Here is a 16,594-nt window from a genome sequence, read left to right on the forward strand (position 1 = left end):
AGTGAATATGTATAAGAAATATTTAGTAATTCTATATTATGTAGGGTTTAAAGTCGATGTGATAATGTTTTTATAAGCTTTATGAAAGCCTCTTCAATTATTGATGTAAAATAATGCTTTGATATGTGAGAAAATGATTCTAAAGGCGAGCATAAATGGCGCAATTTGAGAAAATTTATATTGAAATAAGCGATTATTGCGCCCTCTCTTGTGGATTTTGCCCAAGTAGTAAAAAAAAGAATATGCGAGGCATAATGGATAGCTCACTCTTTAGCTCTTTGTGTGCGCAGATTGAAAATAAAACAAAACGCGTGAGTTTGCACATACTTGGCGATCCTCTAAGCGTAAGGGATTTTGAAAAATATGCACAGATTGCGCATTCTTACCGCCTTAAAATCGATTTGGTTACGACTGGTTTGTTTCTTAAAAAGAAGCATTTTGGGCTTTTGTTGCAAGAGCCTTTCGTGCAGGTGAGCTTTTCTCTTAGTGCGTTTTTGGCAAACCCAAAGTTGCTTACAATGGGGCATTTACAAACAATTTTAGCTTTTTGTAAGCAGCATATACAAGAGAATGCGCCAAATTTTATCAATCTGCGCTTACATCAAAAAGATATTGTTCAAGGAGGCAAGGCATTTGAGGCGATGATAAAAGAGATAGAGACATTTTTTGCACCTTTTTGCCCTGAATCTTCACGCATTGATTTGGGGTGCATTGATTTTTGGCAAGGAAGCAATGAGTGCGATTCTCTGCAAAAACGCAAAAAGCGCATACGACTTGCTCCAAAAATCCTTTTAAAACCCACAGCTTCATTTGAGTGGGAGCAAGAGGATAGAGATTATGCAATAAAAGATTCTAAAAAAATATCTAAGACTATTCATAAGCCTTTATGCTATGGGAGTTTAAAACAATGTGGCGTGTTAAGTAATGGTGAGCTTGTGCCTTGCTGTATTGATTATGAGGGGAGGGCGAGTTTTGGGAATATAAAAGAGCAAAGTTTCCAAGAAATTATCAAGTCTAAACATTTTCAAGCCTTTAGAGAATCTTTAAAAAAAGGCATAGCACCTTGTAAATTATGCCAAAAGTGTGGTTATAAAATAATTTTGCAAAATCCTTGAACTTCCATAAAGATTTAAACCTAAAAATAGGCTCTTAAAATAAGCAAAGTTCGAACTAGCTTTAACTATGGAATTATTTTTGCTAGTAGAGGGCAAATGGATTCTAAAAGGAATTAGAATATTTGTATTAAAAGGGATTTTATGAAGAAGATAATCGCAATTCTTGCGTGTGCATTTGCTTTAAGCGGGATTGCAAACGCAAATGATTTAGCACGTTGGCTTCTTACTGGGACTCCAAGTGGGCATATGGGCTTATATTATCAAGGTATGACAGGTGGCGCACCAAGCTTTGTTGATGCCAATGTTTCGCTTGGCTATGAAACTCGCAGACTTAGAGGTATTGGGCTAGGAACATCAATGTGGGCAGCCACAAAACTTTTTCAATCTAAAAGTGGGGATTTTTCACAGGTAAAAGAAAATTTTGTTTTTACAGAGTTTAATGCAAACTTTGTAAATCCTAATCGTATCAGTATGTATGTGGGAAGATTCAAAACAGATAGCGAGTGGATTAAGTATTACACGCAAGGTGCGGCAGTAAGCTATGAAGATGTAGAAAATTTACAGGTTAATTTTATTTGGGCGTGGAAAAATGCTTATGTTACAAATTATCGTATGAAAGATTTTTTTAACCCTTTTGGTAATATAGGGGCAATGTATTTGAGTGCTGCGCTTACCTTGCCTGATTCTCCATTGCAAATTACACCTTATATTTATGCTGCGCCAAGTGATTTTACATCATTTGGATTAAAAGTGCTTGTAGCTGTGCCTGTAAATAGTGCTGTTCTTTATGGAAAAATGCACTTTCTTGCTTTTACAGCTAGAAATAAGAAGGTTATTGATTATTCACAAACAAATGGTGATGGTGGTTTTGCGTGGCTAGAAGGAGGTGTGAAGTGGGCTGGTATGAATGCAGGTGGGGGAGTGATTTCTGTAGCAAAAAATGGTGCGAGAGGGATTGATTCATTTGGACAGAGTAGTTATTTTGAGCGACGTGAGGGATTGTTTTATAATAATGCAACTACACTCTATGGATTTGTGGAATATGATTTAAAACAATATGTGCAGCTTGATGGGGCGATTCGCCATACATCTATTGACTCAAAAAATATCTTTAATTGGGAAGTTGGGCTAACCTCTGAACCACAAAGCAATATAAAAATAGGTGCAAAGCTTATAGGTATGATTAATAATGCGAGTTTCACGCTTGATGATTCTATCTTTGCTAATGATGGCAAAAACTACCTCCTTGTGCGCCTCTTTGGACAGGTAAGCTTTTAATGCTATAATGTTAGAATCTCTTTTTTGAGATTCTAACATTAATTGAGGAGAGAGAATGAAAAAGCATTTTTTGCTTATTTCACTAGCCGCTGTTTTGGCAGTGAGTGGTTATGCAATAGAAGCAAACCCTTTTGGACACTTAGGAGCATTGTATCATCAAGGATTTGGTGGTTTGCCTACCTTCAATAAAAATGGCAAAGAAGTGCAGCAAGCTTATGCAGATGTGAGTGCAAGAGTTGGGCTTGATATAGGTTTAAATTCAACAATGAGTATAGGGATTGGTGCTTGGGGTGTTTATCCATTTTATAGCACAGGCAGTCAAGATAACTATGTAGGCGATAGGGCGATTCCCAAAAATGTTGATGTATCCGATGCGTATTTTCGCTATGATAGCAAATATTTAAGTTTTGTGCTTGGACGCTTTGATATAGGGCAGTTTTATTTTGGTAGAGATGGCAAAAACTACACAGGCGTGGATTGGATTTATGGAAATGTGCAAGGTGGTGCGCTCAATGTTGGTAGCAAGGCAGTGAGCTTTTGGGCGTATTGGAGAAATGCTCAACTTGGTGCAGGACAAGCCTACAATAGAATGGGCTATGAGCTTTCAAGCTTTAATACTTATCAAAATGATAAAAATACTTCAAAAATCGGTGAGCTTGCGAGTGCGGGACTTGATTTTGATTTTGGTGTTGTGAAACTCTCACCCTTTGTAGCTTATCTTACTGATGTAAATACTGCTGTTGATACTATCAAAAATGGAACAGGCACAGATGATATACTTAATGCCGGGGCAAAAGCACAAATTGAGCTTGGAAGTGAGAATCTTAAATCAATTACTACCTTAAGAGGAGTTTATGGCATAGATAATATCGTAGGCAAGGCTGAAAGCACAAATGGCATAACTCTTTGGGTTGATGAAGAATTGCGTTTTGATGATATTTGGAAGCTTGGAGTTGGGTATATAAGCCAAAAAAATGATAATCATCTTTTAAACTTTGGTGATAGGGGGAGATTCTATGGGTATCGTGGAGGCTTAAGCGGTGCTGGTTGGGGTAGTTTCTTGGGCTATGGCAATACTTGGTATGTATTTGGTGGCATAGAGGCTAAACGCATAGCTCTTGATTTGCTTTACTCCGGTGGTGATTATGAAGAAATTTCTGCAGTTGGTTCAATAAAACTTTGGACAAACAATGATGAGATGTATTTGAGTGTGGGTGCTGGATATGTAGGCACAGCCAAAATAGGTGCAGATAGCACACTTGGGAATCTCCTCCAAAATGCTTCAAATGGCGATAAATGGAGTCATTCAGTACTTGGATTTGTTAAGTTTGGATTCTAGCTCATTTATAAATCTAACTACAAATAATTTTTACACTTAAAGCTAGGAGGTTTTCCTAGCTTTCCTCCCCCACTTTTTTGATTACAAAAGAAACTTCATCAATAACCAAACTTCTTAAAAGTAATGTATAATAATAACTTTAGGGCAAAATGATAATATTTAAAGGAGAAAATATGGAATTTTTATATATCAAGGCATTTCATATTATGGCATTAGTTTCTTGGATGGCAATGTTATTTTATCTTCCGCGTTTATTTGTATATCACGCACAGCATCGTGATATACAAGCTTATGTAGAGATTATTAAAAAGCAAGAATGGCGGTTATACAAATATATTGGCATACCTGCACTCATATTTACCTTACTTACAGGTTTAGCTTTAATTGCGCTTAATCCTGATGTGTTTAAAGTAGCAGTTTCTGGACTTTGGCTTCATATTAAGCTTGTATGCGTTCTTTGCCTCTTAATTTATCATTTAATGTGCGGATATTTTATCAAAACCCTAGGCAATGGTTCTTGCACAAAAAGCCATAGATTCTTTCGATTTTTTAATGAGATTCCTACTCTTTTGTTGATTATTATTGTTATTTTAGTTGTATGCAAACCAATATAGGGAATAAAAATGGCAAAGCTATGGAGCGGACGATTTGCTTTGGAGCAAAGCTCACTTTTAGAGGAATTTAATGCTTCGATTTTTTTTGATAAAGAGCTGTGGAGAGAGGATATAGTTGGCTCTATTGCTCACGCGCAAATGCTTGGTAAAATTGGCATTTTGCCACCCAATGAAGTAGAGGCAATTTGTAAAGCCCTTGCAGACATTGCTCAAGAGATAGAAAAAGGCGATTTTCATTTCAAGGCAAGTGATGAAGATATACATATGGCAATAGAATCTGCCCTCACGGCGCGTATTGGCGATATAGGCAAAAAGCTCCACACGGCACGTAGCCGTAATGATCAAGTTGCATTGGATTTTCGTCTGTATATTTTAAAACAAAATATTTTTATACGCTCCTTGCTTTTTGAGCTTATGGAATCTATTCTTAAACTTGCCAAAGAACATACACAAAGCATTATGCCGGGTATGACACATTTACAACACGCTCAACCCGTGAGCTTTGGCTTTCATCTTGTCGCGTGGGCGTGCAATTTGAAACGTGATATATTGCGCCTAGAAGATGATTATAAACGCAATAATTTTTGTCCGCTTGGGAGCGGAGCATTAGCAGGGACCCCCTATGGCAATGATAGAGTATATCTTGCAGAATCTCTAGGCTTTAGTGCGCCTACACTCAATGCTATGGATTCTGTGAGTGAGAGGGATTTTGCCCTTGATATGCTTTATAGTCTTTCTATGATTATGATGCACCTCTCACGCATAGCTGAAGAACTCGTGCTATGGAGCACACAAGAATTTGCTTTTATTACTCTAAGTGATGCGTATGCGACAGGAAGTTCGATTATGCCACAGAAAAAAAATCCTGATGTGCCTGAACTTTTGCGAGGAAAAAGTGGGCGCGTGTATGGCTCACTTATGGGGCTTCTTAGCGTAATGAAAGGTTTGCCTTTAGCGTATAATAAAGATATGCAAGAAGACAAAGAAGGTGTATTTGATGCGTTAAAGAATGTGCGTATATGTCTTAGAATCACCAAAGAATGTCTTGATACGATGAGTATTCGCACTGATAATATGGCTAAAATGGCAAAATGTGGGCATTTAAGCGCTACGGATTTGGCGGATTTTTTGGTGCGTGAGTGTAATGTGGCATTCCGTGATGCGCATCATATCACAGGGAGAGTGGTTGCATTTGCTGAAAGTAAGGGTGTAGATATAAGCGATTTAGAAGAGGCAGAAATTATGGCTATTGATTCTCGTATCAAAGCAGGAGTAAAATCTGTGCTTTCTTTAGAATCCTCTATGAATGCTAGAGACACCTTAGGAGGCACTTCAGCCTCTCAAACACAGGCGCAAATTAATGAGCTTATGGATTTTATCAAAGAGCATAAGCATTACATTCAAGAAAGAGAGTGAAATTAAGAGCGAGTTAATCGCCCAATAGTTTTAAACTTAAGTGAAGGTTAGGGAATGAGTGATAAGCAAGAGCAAATTGTAAGTATGTTTAATGAGATTGCGCCAACTTATGACAAGGCAAATCGTGTGATGAGCTTAGGTATAGATGTGAGTTGGCGTGTAATGGCGTGCAAAAAGGCATTTGAAGCATTAGGTAAGGATCATATAGAATGTGTGCTTGATGTGGCGTGTGGCACAGGCGATATGCTTTGGCATTGGGATTATCAAGCCAAGAAAGCGCATAAGAAAATAATACAAATGCGAGGTATTGACCCATCAGAGGGTATGCTTGAGATTGCAAAGCAAAAACTTGCTCCACTCAATGAGTATTTAAAGCTTGAAATAGGGGAAGCAAAGGCATTAAATATAGAATCTGAAAGCGTGGATATTCTCTCTATTGCTTATGGGTTGCGCAATGTGGTGGCTCTTGATAGCGCACTTGATGAGTTTGCGCGTGTGCTTAAAAAGGGAGGGGTGCTTGTGATTTTAGAATTTATGAATGATGAAAATGCTGGATTCTTGCAGCAGTTTATGCGCTTTTATACGCGTAAGATTCTGCCTTTAGTAGGAGGGCTTATCTCACGCAATTATGCTGCATATAAGTATTTGCCAAACTCTATAAAGGATTTTGTAAGTGCGCAGACTTTAAAAGAAAAATGTCAAAATCGGGGTATTACGAGTTATTTTATGAAAGGATATAGCGCAAATATTTCTACACTTTATGTGGGGATTAAGTCTTAGTTTAGGTATAATCGCATTTAAATTAAATGTTGATATGAAGCTTTAATGATAAGCAAAAATAGAGGATTGTAATCTCAAAATGTAACATTAGGGATAAAAATTAACTTTAGTAACTAAAGTATAGTTTTTGTTTTACCTTTTACGAATGTTATTTACAAAAATCTTTTATTATAAGGTGAAACGAAATTCAATGTTTCATAATATCAACTTGCCATCTCGCGTGAGCGTAAGCAAAAGAAAGGGGTTAGAATGAGTGAAGATTCAGAAATAGCTTTGGTTGGTGGGGGCATTATGAGCATTACTTTGGCAGCGATGATAAAAGAGCTTCAACCTTCTGCGCATATTAGCGTCTATGAAATGTTTGAAGATGTAGCATTAGAGAGCAGTATGTGTTGGAATAATGCAGGAACAGGACATCAGGCATTATGTGAGCTAAACTATACACCTAAGAAAGCAGATGGCAGTATTGATATTACAAAGGCATTGAATATTAACCAACAATACGAATTAAGCAAGGAGTTTTGGGCATATTGTGTGAGAGCGGGGATTCTCAAAGAGCCACATACTTTTTTGAATCCTGTGCCACACTTGAGCTTTGTGGCTGATGATATTGTGCCTTATTTGAAGCAACGTTATGAAACGCTCAAAGCTTGTCCCCTTTTTGCTAATATGAGCTATTCTGAAGATAGGGATCAAATTAAGCAATGGGCTCCACTTTTGCTTGATGGGCGAGATGAAAAACAAAAAATAGCAGTTACTTATATGGAAGAAGGAACCGATGTTGATTTTGGCGAGATTGTGCGACAATTTAGAGATAAGCTAAGCCAAAAAGATGGTTTTAATGTGTATGTGAATCATAAAGTATGCGATTTACGCAAAGAGGGTAGTGTTTGGCAACTTGATATACTTGATAAACAAAAGGGCGAAAGAAAGCAAGTTAAAGCAAAATTTGTATTTTTGGGTGCGGGGGGAGGCTCGTTTCCACTTCTACAAAAAAGTGCCATACCTGAAGGTAGAGGATATGGCGGATTCCCTGTAGGTGGGCTATGGCTTGTGTGTAAAAACCGCGAGATTATAGAAAAACATAATGCTAAAGTCTATGGCAAGGCTTCTATTGGTGATCCTCCTATGTCTGTGCCACATTTGGATACACGCATCATAGAAGGTAAAAAAGAGCTACTTTTTGGACCTTATGCGGGATTTAATACCAAATTTCTTAAACGTGGTAGCTTCTTTGATTTTCCTTTATCTATACGTGCAAATAACTTCCTCCCTATGATTCAAGCAGGGTTAGATAATGTGCCTCTTACGATATATCTTATTAAGCAGATTCTAATGTTTCATTCTCAACGTGTGGATAAACTCAATATGTTTATTCCTGCTGCGAAGTTTAGAGATTGGCAGCCGGTGTTTGCGGGACAGAGAGTGCAGATTATCAAAAAAGATGCCAATGGCAGAGGAAGTTTGCAATTTGGCACAGAGGTGATTGCCTCACAAGATGGCTCTTTAGCGGCGTTACTTGGTGCATCTCCGGGTGCATCAACAGCGGTTAATATTATGCTTCAAGTTCTTGAACGTTGCTTTAGTGATAAGATGAATTCAAATGATTGGCGCGATAAGCTTGCTCAAATGGTGCCTTCTTATAAGCGCTCACTTGAAGAAAATATTACCCATTTTAATGAGTGTCGCTCAAAAACTGCTCAAACACTAAAAATGCCTTTCCGTCCAATTTAGTGCGTAAAAAAGTGTAGCTTTAAGCTACGCTCCTCAAGCTAAAAATCAATAATTTTTTGTTATAATGCTTCATTTATTTTATATTAAGGATATGCAATGGCGATTGGAATGAGCGAACTTAAAAAGGGTTTAAAAATTGAAATTGATGGAATTCCTTATAGAATCACAGAGTATCAGCATGTAAAGCCCGGTAAGGGAGCAGCATTTGTAAGGGCAAAAATTAAAAGCTTTCTTGATGGCAAAGTGATTGAAAAAACTTTTCACGCAGGCGATAAGTGCGAAGAGCCGAATTTACAAGAAAACACGATGCAGTTTCTCTACCACGATGGAAATACATTTCAATTTATGGATACAACAACTTATGAGCAGATAGCTTTGAGTGATGATCAAGTAGGTGATGCAGCAAAATGGCTCATTGATGGGCTTAATGTGCAGATTCTATTTCATAACCAAAAGCCAATTTCTGTTGATGTGCCACTTGTTGTAGAGCTTAGCATTACTGAAACTGCACCAAATTTTAAAGGCGATACAAGTAGCGGTGGTAAAAAACCCGCTACGCTTGAAACTGGTGCGGTAGTGCAAGTGCCTTTCCACGTGCTTGAAGGCGAAAAGATTAAAGTTAATACCGAAACCGGTGAATATCTCGAAAAAGTGAAATAATGAAGTTTTTTAAGAATCCTTGCATATTTTTTGCTTGATTAAAGCAGGAATTAAAGCAGGAATTGATAGAATCTGCCATTTTATTTTTTATAAGGATTATATAATGAAAAAAGGCATTCACCCAGAATATATACCCTGCAAAGTAACTTGTGTAACAAGCGGGAAGCAAATTGAAGTATTAAGCACCAAAAGTGAGCTTCGTATCGATATTTCGAGCTTTTGCCACCCATTTTATACCGGCAGTGATAAAATCACAGATATTACGGGACGTGTTGAAAAATTTAGACAAAAATATAATATGAAATAAGCCTGTGCTCACGCTTGTGCCAACTCCAATAGGGAATCTTGAGGATATTACCCTAAGGGCACTTAGCGCATTAAAGCAAAGTGAGATTATTTTATGTGAAGATACAAGGATTGCAAAAAAACTTCTTGAACTCCTTATTACGCGTCATTTACTGATACTCTCTGCAAATGAAGATTCTCAATCTTTTATCGACAAAAAGCAATTTATTCCCTTTCATTCTCATAATCAAGATGAATTTATTGCCTCTGTGAGTGAGGATTTTTTTAATGCAAATGTGCTGTATCTAAGCGATGCAGGAATGCCTTGTATTAGTGATCCGGGAGCGAGGCTTGTATCTTATGCAATAAAAAATCATATTCTTTTTGATATTTTACCCGGGGCGTGTGCGCTTAATGTTGCATTTTGTGGTAGTGGCATAGAATCTACACCTTTTGTATTTGTGGGATTCTTGCCACATAAAAAGCTAGAGCGTCAAAATAAAATCACTCAACTTGCCAAACTCCACATAGGAGGAGCATATAGCGTGATTTGCTATGAAAGCCCTCATAGAATCTTAGATACACTTGCAGATATAGATGCGCTTTTACCCTCAATATCGCTTAGTGTGCAAAAGGAATTAACCAAACTTCATCAGCAACGTTTTTATGGCAAGGCAAATGAAATAAGACAAGAGATAGAATCTGAATCTTCTGCCATACGCGGAGAGTGGGTAATTGTGTTTGATTTTACAAATGATATAGGTGCAGAGGAAAAAAAGTTCCTTAGATATGATGAAGTATTGTTGCTTGATATTCCACCTAAAACTAAAGCAAAGATTCTAAGTAAATTAAGTGCTAAAAGCCCGAAGCAATGCTATGAGGAATTATTGCAGCATAAGCCTTTGGAGCAAAAATGATTATTTATGGCAAACAACCTGTCCTTTATGCTTTGGAGACTTGTGCGTGGCGCATTGAGGAATTTTATTTTGCTAAAGAATTGCCAAAAGATATTTTTACGCGATGTGCAGGGCTTCATAAGCCGATTACAAGGCTTGATTTTAAAAAGGCTCAGGCTCTTGCTCGTGGAGGGAATCATCAAGGTATTTTAGCGCGTATTATCCCGCCTCGCCCCTTAAGTTTAGAGGAGTTAAAAAGCATAGATTCTTTACTTGTACTTTGTGATATAAGCGATGTTGGCAATATCGGTTCAATCTTTCGCACAGCCTATGCGCTTGGTGTAGGAGGCATTATTATTTCTCTGCCAAACCTTAGTCAAAAAGCATTAGAGAGTATAGCGCGTCTCTCAAGCGGTGCTTTTTTGCATATGCCTTATGGTGTATTTTCACATATATTTGATATAATAAATGAGCTAAAAAACGCACATTTTATGCTTATTGGCGCAGATATGCAAGGAGAACAAAAGATTCAAGTAGGACAAAAATGGGCTTTGTTTTTAGGGAGTGAATCTCAAGGTTTATCAGGTCGATTGAAGCACAAACTTGATACAATGCTTTCCATTAAAATGGCGCACAATTTTGATTCGCTTAATGTGTCTGTGGCTACAGGAATTTTAATAGATAGGATACAGAATGGAGAAAAATATTAATACTCAATTCCTCGATGAGGAGCTTAATAAACTTAAGGCTATTGGTGTAAAAGAGTTGAGCAAAACAACAAAGCTTTCAAGTTCAAAGATTGAAGATGTGCTTGAAAAACGTTTTGATAAAATTGATAGAGTAAGAGCAAAGGGGTTTATCGCTATTTTGGAGCGAGAGTATCATGTTGATTTGCACGATTGGATTGTGCAGTGGCAGAATACGCAAAAAGAGAGTATAAAAAGTGTCTCACAAGTGATTAGTAAGCAAGATGAAGAGGAGCGCATTTTACGATTAGTAGAGAATGTTGCTAAGGTAGAGGAAAAGCAAAAAGAAAAAGAGCAACAAAAAAATGAGCAAAAAAATCGTGATCATCAGGTGCTTAATCTTGCCCTCAAAGGTGAATCTCCTGCTAAATCTGATATGGAATCTTATAATTGGCTTTATGTTATTTTGGTGGCTATTCTTTTGGCGCTTATGGGGTATTTTGCTTATAAAGCATTTATACAAGATCACGGAGAAAGAGAAAAACCCCAATCTTTAGCGCAGACGAGTGATGATTCTCATTTATCTAAAGATGATAGCTATGATGGTATCTTTTTTGATCCGACTAAACCACAAGAAGATATAGTGATAGTAGAAGAATCTCAAACAGAGCCAGATTTGACACAAACACAAGAAGTTATATCCCAAGATATGCCTCAAACTTCACCTGTAGATTCGATACAAGAGGCGCAAAGCCACCCAGAGCAAAACTTCTTTTTTAATTCTCAAGCTACAACGCAAACGGCGCAGTTTGAACAGAATGTACAAGATTCTCAAGCTATGCAAAATACGACAGTTAAGGATAATATTTTACATATCACATCTGATTTTGACTTATGGCTTGGAGTGATTAATTTAGAAACGGGCTCAAAAGAGGATTTTTCATACAAAAAAGAATATGATGTGAAGCTTAGCCATAAAATGCTTTTTGTAATGGGACATAGTAATTTTAAGCTTACACTTAATGGCGAGAATATTTCTCATGGCACGAAATACCCAGTAAGAATGTATTATGATGGCACGACCTTGCAAGAAGTAGGCTATACAACCTTTAAGCAACTCAATGGTGGCAAAGAATGGTAAAAAAAGCTCTGCTGATGATGTTTCTAGCCATCTGTGCGTGGGCAGATACCTTTGATGATAAAATACGCAACTTAATGGGAGAGCAAAATTACCAAGTGAATGCAAACTTTGTCCATAGAATCTTTGCAAACAAAAATATGTATTACACAAGTGGGCGCTTTGATATTGCAAAGATTGTATATGCGCTTAAAGAAAATGGCTTACTCACTTCGCGTTTTGGGCAGCCAAGCGAAGTAAAATTAAGCTTTAGTGCGCGCACAAGCCCTATCTTGCTCACTAAAATTGGCAATAATATCCTCACAACAATGGGATATTCCTATTTTGTTGTGAGTAAAGCCGAATTAAGTAATGGCTTATCAAGCATAGAATTTTCGTTTAATACAGAGCATAGCCCTGATGTAGGGATTATCATCGATGAGCTTGGTAAGAGAGGTTTTGTTTGCCTTGATATTAATCGCGTGAATGCCCAGTCGTGGGAATATATGCTTGAGGTGCGTGAGCCACGATTGCCAAATACAAAACTTCTTGCTAAGACAGCTACATTGAATCTGCGTGAAGCTTCAGGCGAATATTGGCTCAATGTCAATACAAGCGGGGAGTTATATATCCAAGCGACAAATATGCCCAAATGGAGTCCGCGCGTGGTGCTTTATGATAGAAATTTAAGTATAGTAGATATGGTAAGCAATGTGGGCTCAAGTGCTTCTCTTAAAATAAAGATTCCACAAGGCGTGAGATTTGTAATGATTACAGATTATGATAGCCCTGAAAGTCTTAAAAGTGGAATTTCCGTGAGTTTGAATTAGTATTTTAGAATCTAAGAAAAGGATAAGTGATGTTTGATGAGATTGAGTTTGATAAAATAAAACGCCTACCCAAATATGTTTTTGCTGCTATTAATGAGATTAAGCTTGAGATGAGACGTAATAATGAAGATGTAATTGACTTTTCTATGGGGAATCCTGATGGCAAAACACCTGATCACATTATTCAAAAGCTTTGTGAGGCAGCACAAAAAGAAAAGAATCAGGGCTATTCTGTAAGTCGTGGTATCTATAAATTGCGTTTAGCGATTTGTAATTGGTATAAGCGCACTTATAATGTAGATTTAGATCCTGAAAATGAGGCTTGTGTAACAATGGGGAGCAAAGAAGGGTATGTGCATCTTGTGCAGGCAATTGCAAACGCTGGGGATAATGCTATCGTAGCTGAACCCGCCTATCCTATACATTATTATGCTTTTATTTTAAATGGTGCAAATGTCTCAACCTTTGGATTGAAGTGGAATGAACAAATGGAGCTTGATGTTGAAGATTTTTTTGCTAATATCAAACGCGTTTTGCGTGAGGTAATGCCGCGTCCAAAATTTGTAGTGGTTAATTTTCCTCATAATCCAACAACTATTGTTGTGTATAAGGAGTTTTATGAGCGTTTGGTAGCTATGGCAAAGCAGGAGAGATTTTACATTATTTCTGATATTGCCTATGCAGAGCTTTGTTTTGATGGATTTAAAACCCCTAGCATTCTTGAGATTCAAGGAGCTAAAGATGTAGCCGTAGAGAGCTATACGCTTAGCAAAACCTACAATATGGCGGGTTGGCGTGTAGGCTTTGTGGTGGGAAATAAGAAAATTATTCAGGCTTTGCAAAAAATTAAGAGTTGGATTGATTATGGTATTTACACACCTTTACAAATTGCCTCAACGGTTGCGCTTAATGGCGATCAGTCTTGTGTGGAGGAGATTAAAGGCAAGTATGAAAAGCGTATGGAGGTATTGATTAAAAGCTTTGGGGAGGCAGGTTGGAAGATGCAAAAGCCTAAGGCAAGTATGTTTATTTGGGCAAAATTACCCGAGTGTGCGCGTGATTTGGGGAGTTTGGAATTTTCAAAAAGATTGCTTAAAGAAGCAAAAATTGCAGTCAGTCCGGGAGTAGGATTTGGCGAATATGGCGAGGGTTATGTAAGAATCGCGCTTATTGAAAATGAAAAGCGTATTCGTCAAGCCGCGCGGAATCTCAAGGCATTTCTTAAGCAATTTGGATAAGGAAAAATATGTCAAAACTCATTGTAGGCATGATTGGCTTTGGCGTAGTGGGGGGCAGTGTTTTAAAAACCTTGCTTTATAATCGTGCGATTATAAATGCGAGGGCAGGTAAGGAAATTATTATAAAAAGCATTGTTGTACGCGACGTATCAAAGGCTCAAAAAAAGCTCAAAGAGCTCCATACTCAAGTTAATGTGAGTGATAATATAGAAGATATTTTGCAAGATAAAGAGATTGAAGTAGTGCTTGAGCTTATGGGTGGGGTGGATCTTGCCTATGAGATAGCTAAAAAAACCCTTCTTGCTAGGAAAGCCTTTGTTACTGCTAATAAGGCGATGTTGGCATATCATCGCTATGATATTGCTCCTCTTGCAAAAGGCTTACCTGTAGGCTTTGAAGCAAGTGTATGTGGAGGGATTCCAATTATTGGTGTGTTAAAAGATGGCTTAAGTGCTAATCATATTCTGGCTATTGCTGGTATCTTAAATGGCACAAGTAATTATATCCTCACACAAATGCAACAGCATAAGCAGGATTTTCACACTGCATTGGCTGAAGCGCAGAATCTTGGCTATGCAGAGGCTGATCCCACACTTGATATAAGCGGTGGCGATGCAGGACATAAGCTTCTTATTCTCGCTTCTCTTGCATATGGGATTCACGCTATGCCTGAAGATATTTTGATTGAAGGGATTGAGGGTATTATGCCTGATGATATAGAGTTTGCCAATGAGTTTGGCTATGTGATTAAGCTCCTTGGTATTGCCAAAAAGCAGGATAGCGAAGTAGAATTGCGCGTTCATCCGTGTATGATTAAAAAAGATGCGATGATAAGCAAAGTTGATGGCGTGATGAATGGCATTAGTGTAGTAGGGGATTGCTTGGGTGAGAGTATGTATTATGGTGCTGGAGCTGGTGGAGATGCGACTGCAAGCTCTGTGGTAAGTGATATTATAGCGATTGCTAGGGGTGAGAGTGCCGCGATGCTTGGCTTTGAGCATATACACGAGCATTGCAAGCTAAAGAATAAAGATGAAATTTTTTCACGTTATTACATACGCCTTTATGTGAGTGATAAACCGGGCGTTTTGGGGCAGATTTCGCAGATTCTAGGGAAACATAATATCTCTATTAAGGCATTTTTGCAAAAAGAAACTGATAATAAAAATGTTGCAAAAATGCTTTTTTCTACGCATCATTGCTATGAAAAAAATGTCAATGCTGCTTTTATGGAGCTTAGTGCGATTGAGTGTGTTGTGCAAAAGCCTTATAAAATGAGATTAGAAGATTTGGGAGAGTGATTCTAGGTTTTGTATGTGTGATATACATAGAAGCCCTTATAAAAAATAAAAAAATCAAGTAAGCTTGTGATTGTAGCTTTGCGTTAGAGTTTAAGCTCATATTAAAATGGGAATCAAAAAATTAATTAAGGTAAATAAGGGAGTTTCTAAGAATCTCGTGCTTTATGATTCCAAAAATCTTGCTATTTTACAAAAGATTCTAGAATCTCATAATGATATATAAGGCAGGAGCTAAGCTAGATTCAAGCAAGTATTGAATATGCTTCAATACTTGTAAAAAAGGAGCAAAGTGAGTAGGCAAAAGGGCGCACAGGCAGAGGAGGTAGCGTGTGCGTTTTTGCGCAAAAATGGCTTTGAGATACTCGAGCGCAATTTTTTTGCACGATATGGGGAGATTGATATTATTGCGCGTAAAGATGAAGTGCTACATTTTATTGAGGTAAAAAGCGGAGTGGGCTTTGAGCCAATCTATAATATCACGCCAAGCAAACTTGTAAAATTGCACAAAGCCATAGGGCTATACATCTCTACGCATCACATCACACAAGCCTACTGCCTTGATGCACTTATTATTAAAGATGGACAATGTGAAATGATAGAAAATATCACTTTTACTTAAAATATTTATCTTTTGTTTTATGTGTTTGATTTTTAGATTTCTTTAATACATATCTATAAAACTTTAGGCTTTGATATTATTTTATTCAAAGAGTGCAAAAAAGCTTCTCTTAGGGCAATAAGAGAGTGTGATTGCAAACTCTCAAAGCCATTTTGCTCTATGTAGCCTTGAATCCATTGTATAAACTCTCCCTCAAGGGCGCAATATGCGTTGTTTGCCTGCCATTTTTTGCCCTTGCTTTTAGGTAAAGTTTGTGTGCGCACACATTGCTCAATTATCTCACGCAAGGCTTTCCACGCACGATAATACGCACCTTTATATTTAAACATAAAACCAGCACTATCTTCAAGTACATATCCTTCAATGAAGCCATTTTCTCGTTTGCCTTGTGCAAATAGTGAAAGTTTATCCGCAGATTCTGCCACACCCTCGCAAGAAAGAAATGCACTCACTTCTTCCCAAGAATGAAGCACTTTTTTGCGCTCCTTGCAGATAAAGCCAAATCTTTCCCCAAGCACACAGAGTTCTATAAAAGGGAGCTTTGTATAAGTAGGTGAGTTATAAATTGCATCAAGTAAAATCACTTGAGGCTTTTCATAAGCGATAATATGTGCTTGCAAAGAACTTATCTCATCGGCTTTAATGAGTGTATAGCGCGAGGGCAAAGGCTGAAACAAAGAATCTTG

The 16,594-nt window shown here is 37.6% G+C and carries 17 protein-coding genes; 16 read left to right on the forward strand and 1 reads right to left on the reverse strand.

Annotated elements, in window-relative coordinates:
• Positions 1-155 precede the first annotated feature (155 nt).
• From J1E28_RS03795 to J1E28_RS03870, 16 genes are all read left to right on the forward strand, one after another.
• Entirely contained in the window at positions 156-1,115 is a 960-nt protein-coding gene (locus J1E28_RS03795) for a radical SAM/SPASM domain-containing protein (RefSeq protein WP_291026888.1), read from the forward strand.
• A 141-nt stretch (positions 1,116-1,256) separates the two neighbouring features.
• Positions 1,257-2,393, forward strand: coding sequence for an Opr family porin (locus tag J1E28_RS03800; protein WP_291026891.1), 1,137 nt, complete (start codon positions 1,257-1,259; stop codon positions 2,391-2,393).
• Between the two features lie 55 nt (positions 2,394-2,448).
• Positions 2,449-3,732, forward strand: a complete 1,284-nt coding sequence (locus J1E28_RS03805; RefSeq protein WP_291026894.1) for a hypothetical protein — start codon at positions 2,449-2,451, stop codon at positions 3,730-3,732.
• 173 nt (positions 3,733-3,905) lie between these two features.
• Complete coding sequence (gene hemJ, locus J1E28_RS03810) at positions 3,906-4,346, forward strand: protoporphyrinogen oxidase HemJ (RefSeq protein WP_291026897.1); 441 nt, start codon at positions 3,906-3,908, stop codon at positions 4,344-4,346.
• 9 nt (positions 4,347-4,355) lie between these two features.
• Positions 4,356-5,762 carry an argininosuccinate lyase gene (gene argH, locus J1E28_RS03815; protein WP_291026900.1) on the forward strand — a complete coding sequence of 469 codons (1,407 nt, stop codon included), beginning with the start codon at positions 4,356-4,358 and terminating at the stop codon, positions 5,760-5,762.
• Between the two features lie 54 nt (positions 5,763-5,816).
• A complete protein-coding gene (ubiE, locus tag J1E28_RS03820) occupies positions 5,817-6,542 on the forward strand; it encodes a bifunctional demethylmenaquinone methyltransferase/2-methoxy-6-polyprenyl-1,4-benzoquinol methylase UbiE (protein ID WP_291026903.1) in 726 nt (241 codons plus the stop codon).
• A 213-nt stretch (positions 6,543-6,755) separates the two neighbouring features.
• Positions 6,756-8,276, forward strand: coding sequence for a malate dehydrogenase (quinone) (gene mqo, locus J1E28_RS03825; RefSeq protein ID WP_291026931.1), 1,521 nt, complete (start codon positions 6,756-6,758; stop codon positions 8,274-8,276).
• Positions 8,277-8,372: 96 nt separating this feature from the next.
• Positions 8,373-8,936, forward strand: a complete 564-nt coding sequence (gene efp / locus J1E28_RS03830) for an elongation factor P (protein WP_291026906.1) — start codon at positions 8,373-8,375, stop codon at positions 8,934-8,936.
• 103 nt (positions 8,937-9,039) lie between these two features.
• Entirely contained in the window at positions 9,040-9,243 is a 204-nt protein-coding gene (rpmE, locus tag J1E28_RS03835) for a 50S ribosomal protein L31 (protein ID WP_291026909.1), read from the forward strand.
• Positions 9,244-9,259: 16 nt separating this feature from the next.
• On the forward strand, positions 9,260-10,138 hold the full coding sequence (rsmI, locus tag J1E28_RS03840) for a 16S rRNA (cytidine(1402)-2'-O)-methyltransferase (protein ID WP_291026912.1): 879 nt from the start codon (positions 9,260-9,262) through the stop codon (positions 10,136-10,138).
• Positions 10,135-10,827, forward strand: a complete 693-nt coding sequence (rlmB, locus tag J1E28_RS03845) for a 23S rRNA (guanosine(2251)-2'-O)-methyltransferase RlmB (protein WP_291026915.1) — start codon at positions 10,135-10,137, stop codon at positions 10,825-10,827. Before rsmI ends, rlmB begins: the two co-directional genes overlap by 4 nt.
• Entirely contained in the window at positions 10,811-11,944 is a 1,134-nt protein-coding gene (locus J1E28_RS03850) for a hypothetical protein (protein ID WP_291026918.1), read from the forward strand. Before rlmB ends, J1E28_RS03850 begins: the two co-directional genes overlap by 17 nt.
• Positions 11,938-12,750 carry a hypothetical protein gene (locus tag J1E28_RS03855; RefSeq protein ID WP_291026921.1) on the forward strand — a complete coding sequence of 271 codons (813 nt, stop codon included), beginning with the start codon at positions 11,938-11,940 and terminating at the stop codon, positions 12,748-12,750. The genes J1E28_RS03850 and J1E28_RS03855 overlap by 7 nt, the downstream gene beginning before the upstream one ends.
• A 29-nt stretch (positions 12,751-12,779) precedes the next feature.
• On the forward strand, positions 12,780-13,988 hold the full coding sequence (locus tag J1E28_RS03860; protein WP_291026923.1) for an LL-diaminopimelate aminotransferase: 1,209 nt from the start codon (positions 12,780-12,782) through the stop codon (positions 13,986-13,988).
• Between the two features lie 8 nt (positions 13,989-13,996).
• Positions 13,997-15,289 carry a homoserine dehydrogenase gene (locus J1E28_RS03865; RefSeq protein WP_291026925.1) on the forward strand — a complete coding sequence of 431 codons (1,293 nt, stop codon included), beginning with the start codon at positions 13,997-13,999 and terminating at the stop codon, positions 15,287-15,289.
• 289 nt (positions 15,290-15,578) lie between these two features.
• Complete coding sequence (locus tag J1E28_RS03870) at positions 15,579-15,908, forward strand: YraN family protein (protein WP_291026927.1); 330 nt, start codon at positions 15,579-15,581, stop codon at positions 15,906-15,908.
• A 53-nt stretch (positions 15,909-15,961) separates the two neighbouring features.
• Here J1E28_RS03870 and J1E28_RS03875 read toward each other — a convergent pair.
• A partial coding sequence (locus J1E28_RS03875) for an RNA ligase (protein ID WP_291026929.1) occupies positions 15,962-16,594 on the reverse strand: 633 nt, incomplete at its 5' end.

The organism is Helicobacter sp., from assembly GCF_022511165.1.
GTDB lineage: Bacteria > Campylobacterota > Campylobacteria > Campylobacterales > Helicobacteraceae > Helicobacter_C.

Excerpts from the sequence above, each read along its gene's own strand:
- rpmE (WP_291026909.1), top strand. The coding sequence starts at position 9,040 with ATGAAAAAAGGCATTCACCCAGAATATATACCCTGCAAAGTAACTTGT.
- J1E28_RS03805 (WP_291026894.1), top strand. The coding sequence starts at position 2,449 with ATGAAAAAGCATTTTTTGCTTATTTCACTAGCCGCTGTTTTGGCAGTG.
- J1E28_RS03855 (WP_291026921.1), top strand. The coding sequence starts at position 11,938 with ATGGTAAAAAAAGCTCTGCTGATGATGTTTCTAGCCATCTGTGCGTGG.
- efp (WP_291026906.1), top strand. The coding sequence starts at position 8,373 with ATGGCGATTGGAATGAGCGAACTTAAAAAGGGTTTAAAAATTGAAATT.
- J1E28_RS03860 (WP_291026923.1), top strand. The coding sequence starts at position 12,780 with ATGTTTGATGAGATTGAGTTTGATAAAATAAAACGCCTACCCAAATAT.
- J1E28_RS03865 (WP_291026925.1), top strand. The coding sequence starts at position 13,997 with ATGTCAAAACTCATTGTAGGCATGATTGGCTTTGGCGTAGTGGGGGGC.
- J1E28_RS03795 (WP_291026888.1), top strand. The coding sequence starts at position 156 with ATGGCGCAATTTGAGAAAATTTATATTGAAATAAGCGATTATTGCGCC.
- hemJ (WP_291026897.1), top strand. The coding sequence starts at position 3,906 with ATGGAATTTTTATATATCAAGGCATTTCATATTATGGCATTAGTTTCT.
- J1E28_RS03850 (WP_291026918.1), top strand. The coding sequence starts at position 10,811 with ATGGAGAAAAATATTAATACTCAATTCCTCGATGAGGAGCTTAATAAA.
- argH (WP_291026900.1), top strand. The coding sequence starts at position 4,356 with ATGGCAAAGCTATGGAGCGGACGATTTGCTTTGGAGCAAAGCTCACTT.
- J1E28_RS03800 (WP_291026891.1), top strand. The coding sequence starts at position 1,257 with ATGAAGAAGATAATCGCAATTCTTGCGTGTGCATTTGCTTTAAGCGGG.
- rlmB (WP_291026915.1), top strand. The coding sequence starts at position 10,135 with ATGATTATTTATGGCAAACAACCTGTCCTTTATGCTTTGGAGACTTGT.
- ubiE (WP_291026903.1), top strand. The coding sequence starts at position 5,817 with ATGAGTGATAAGCAAGAGCAAATTGTAAGTATGTTTAATGAGATTGCG.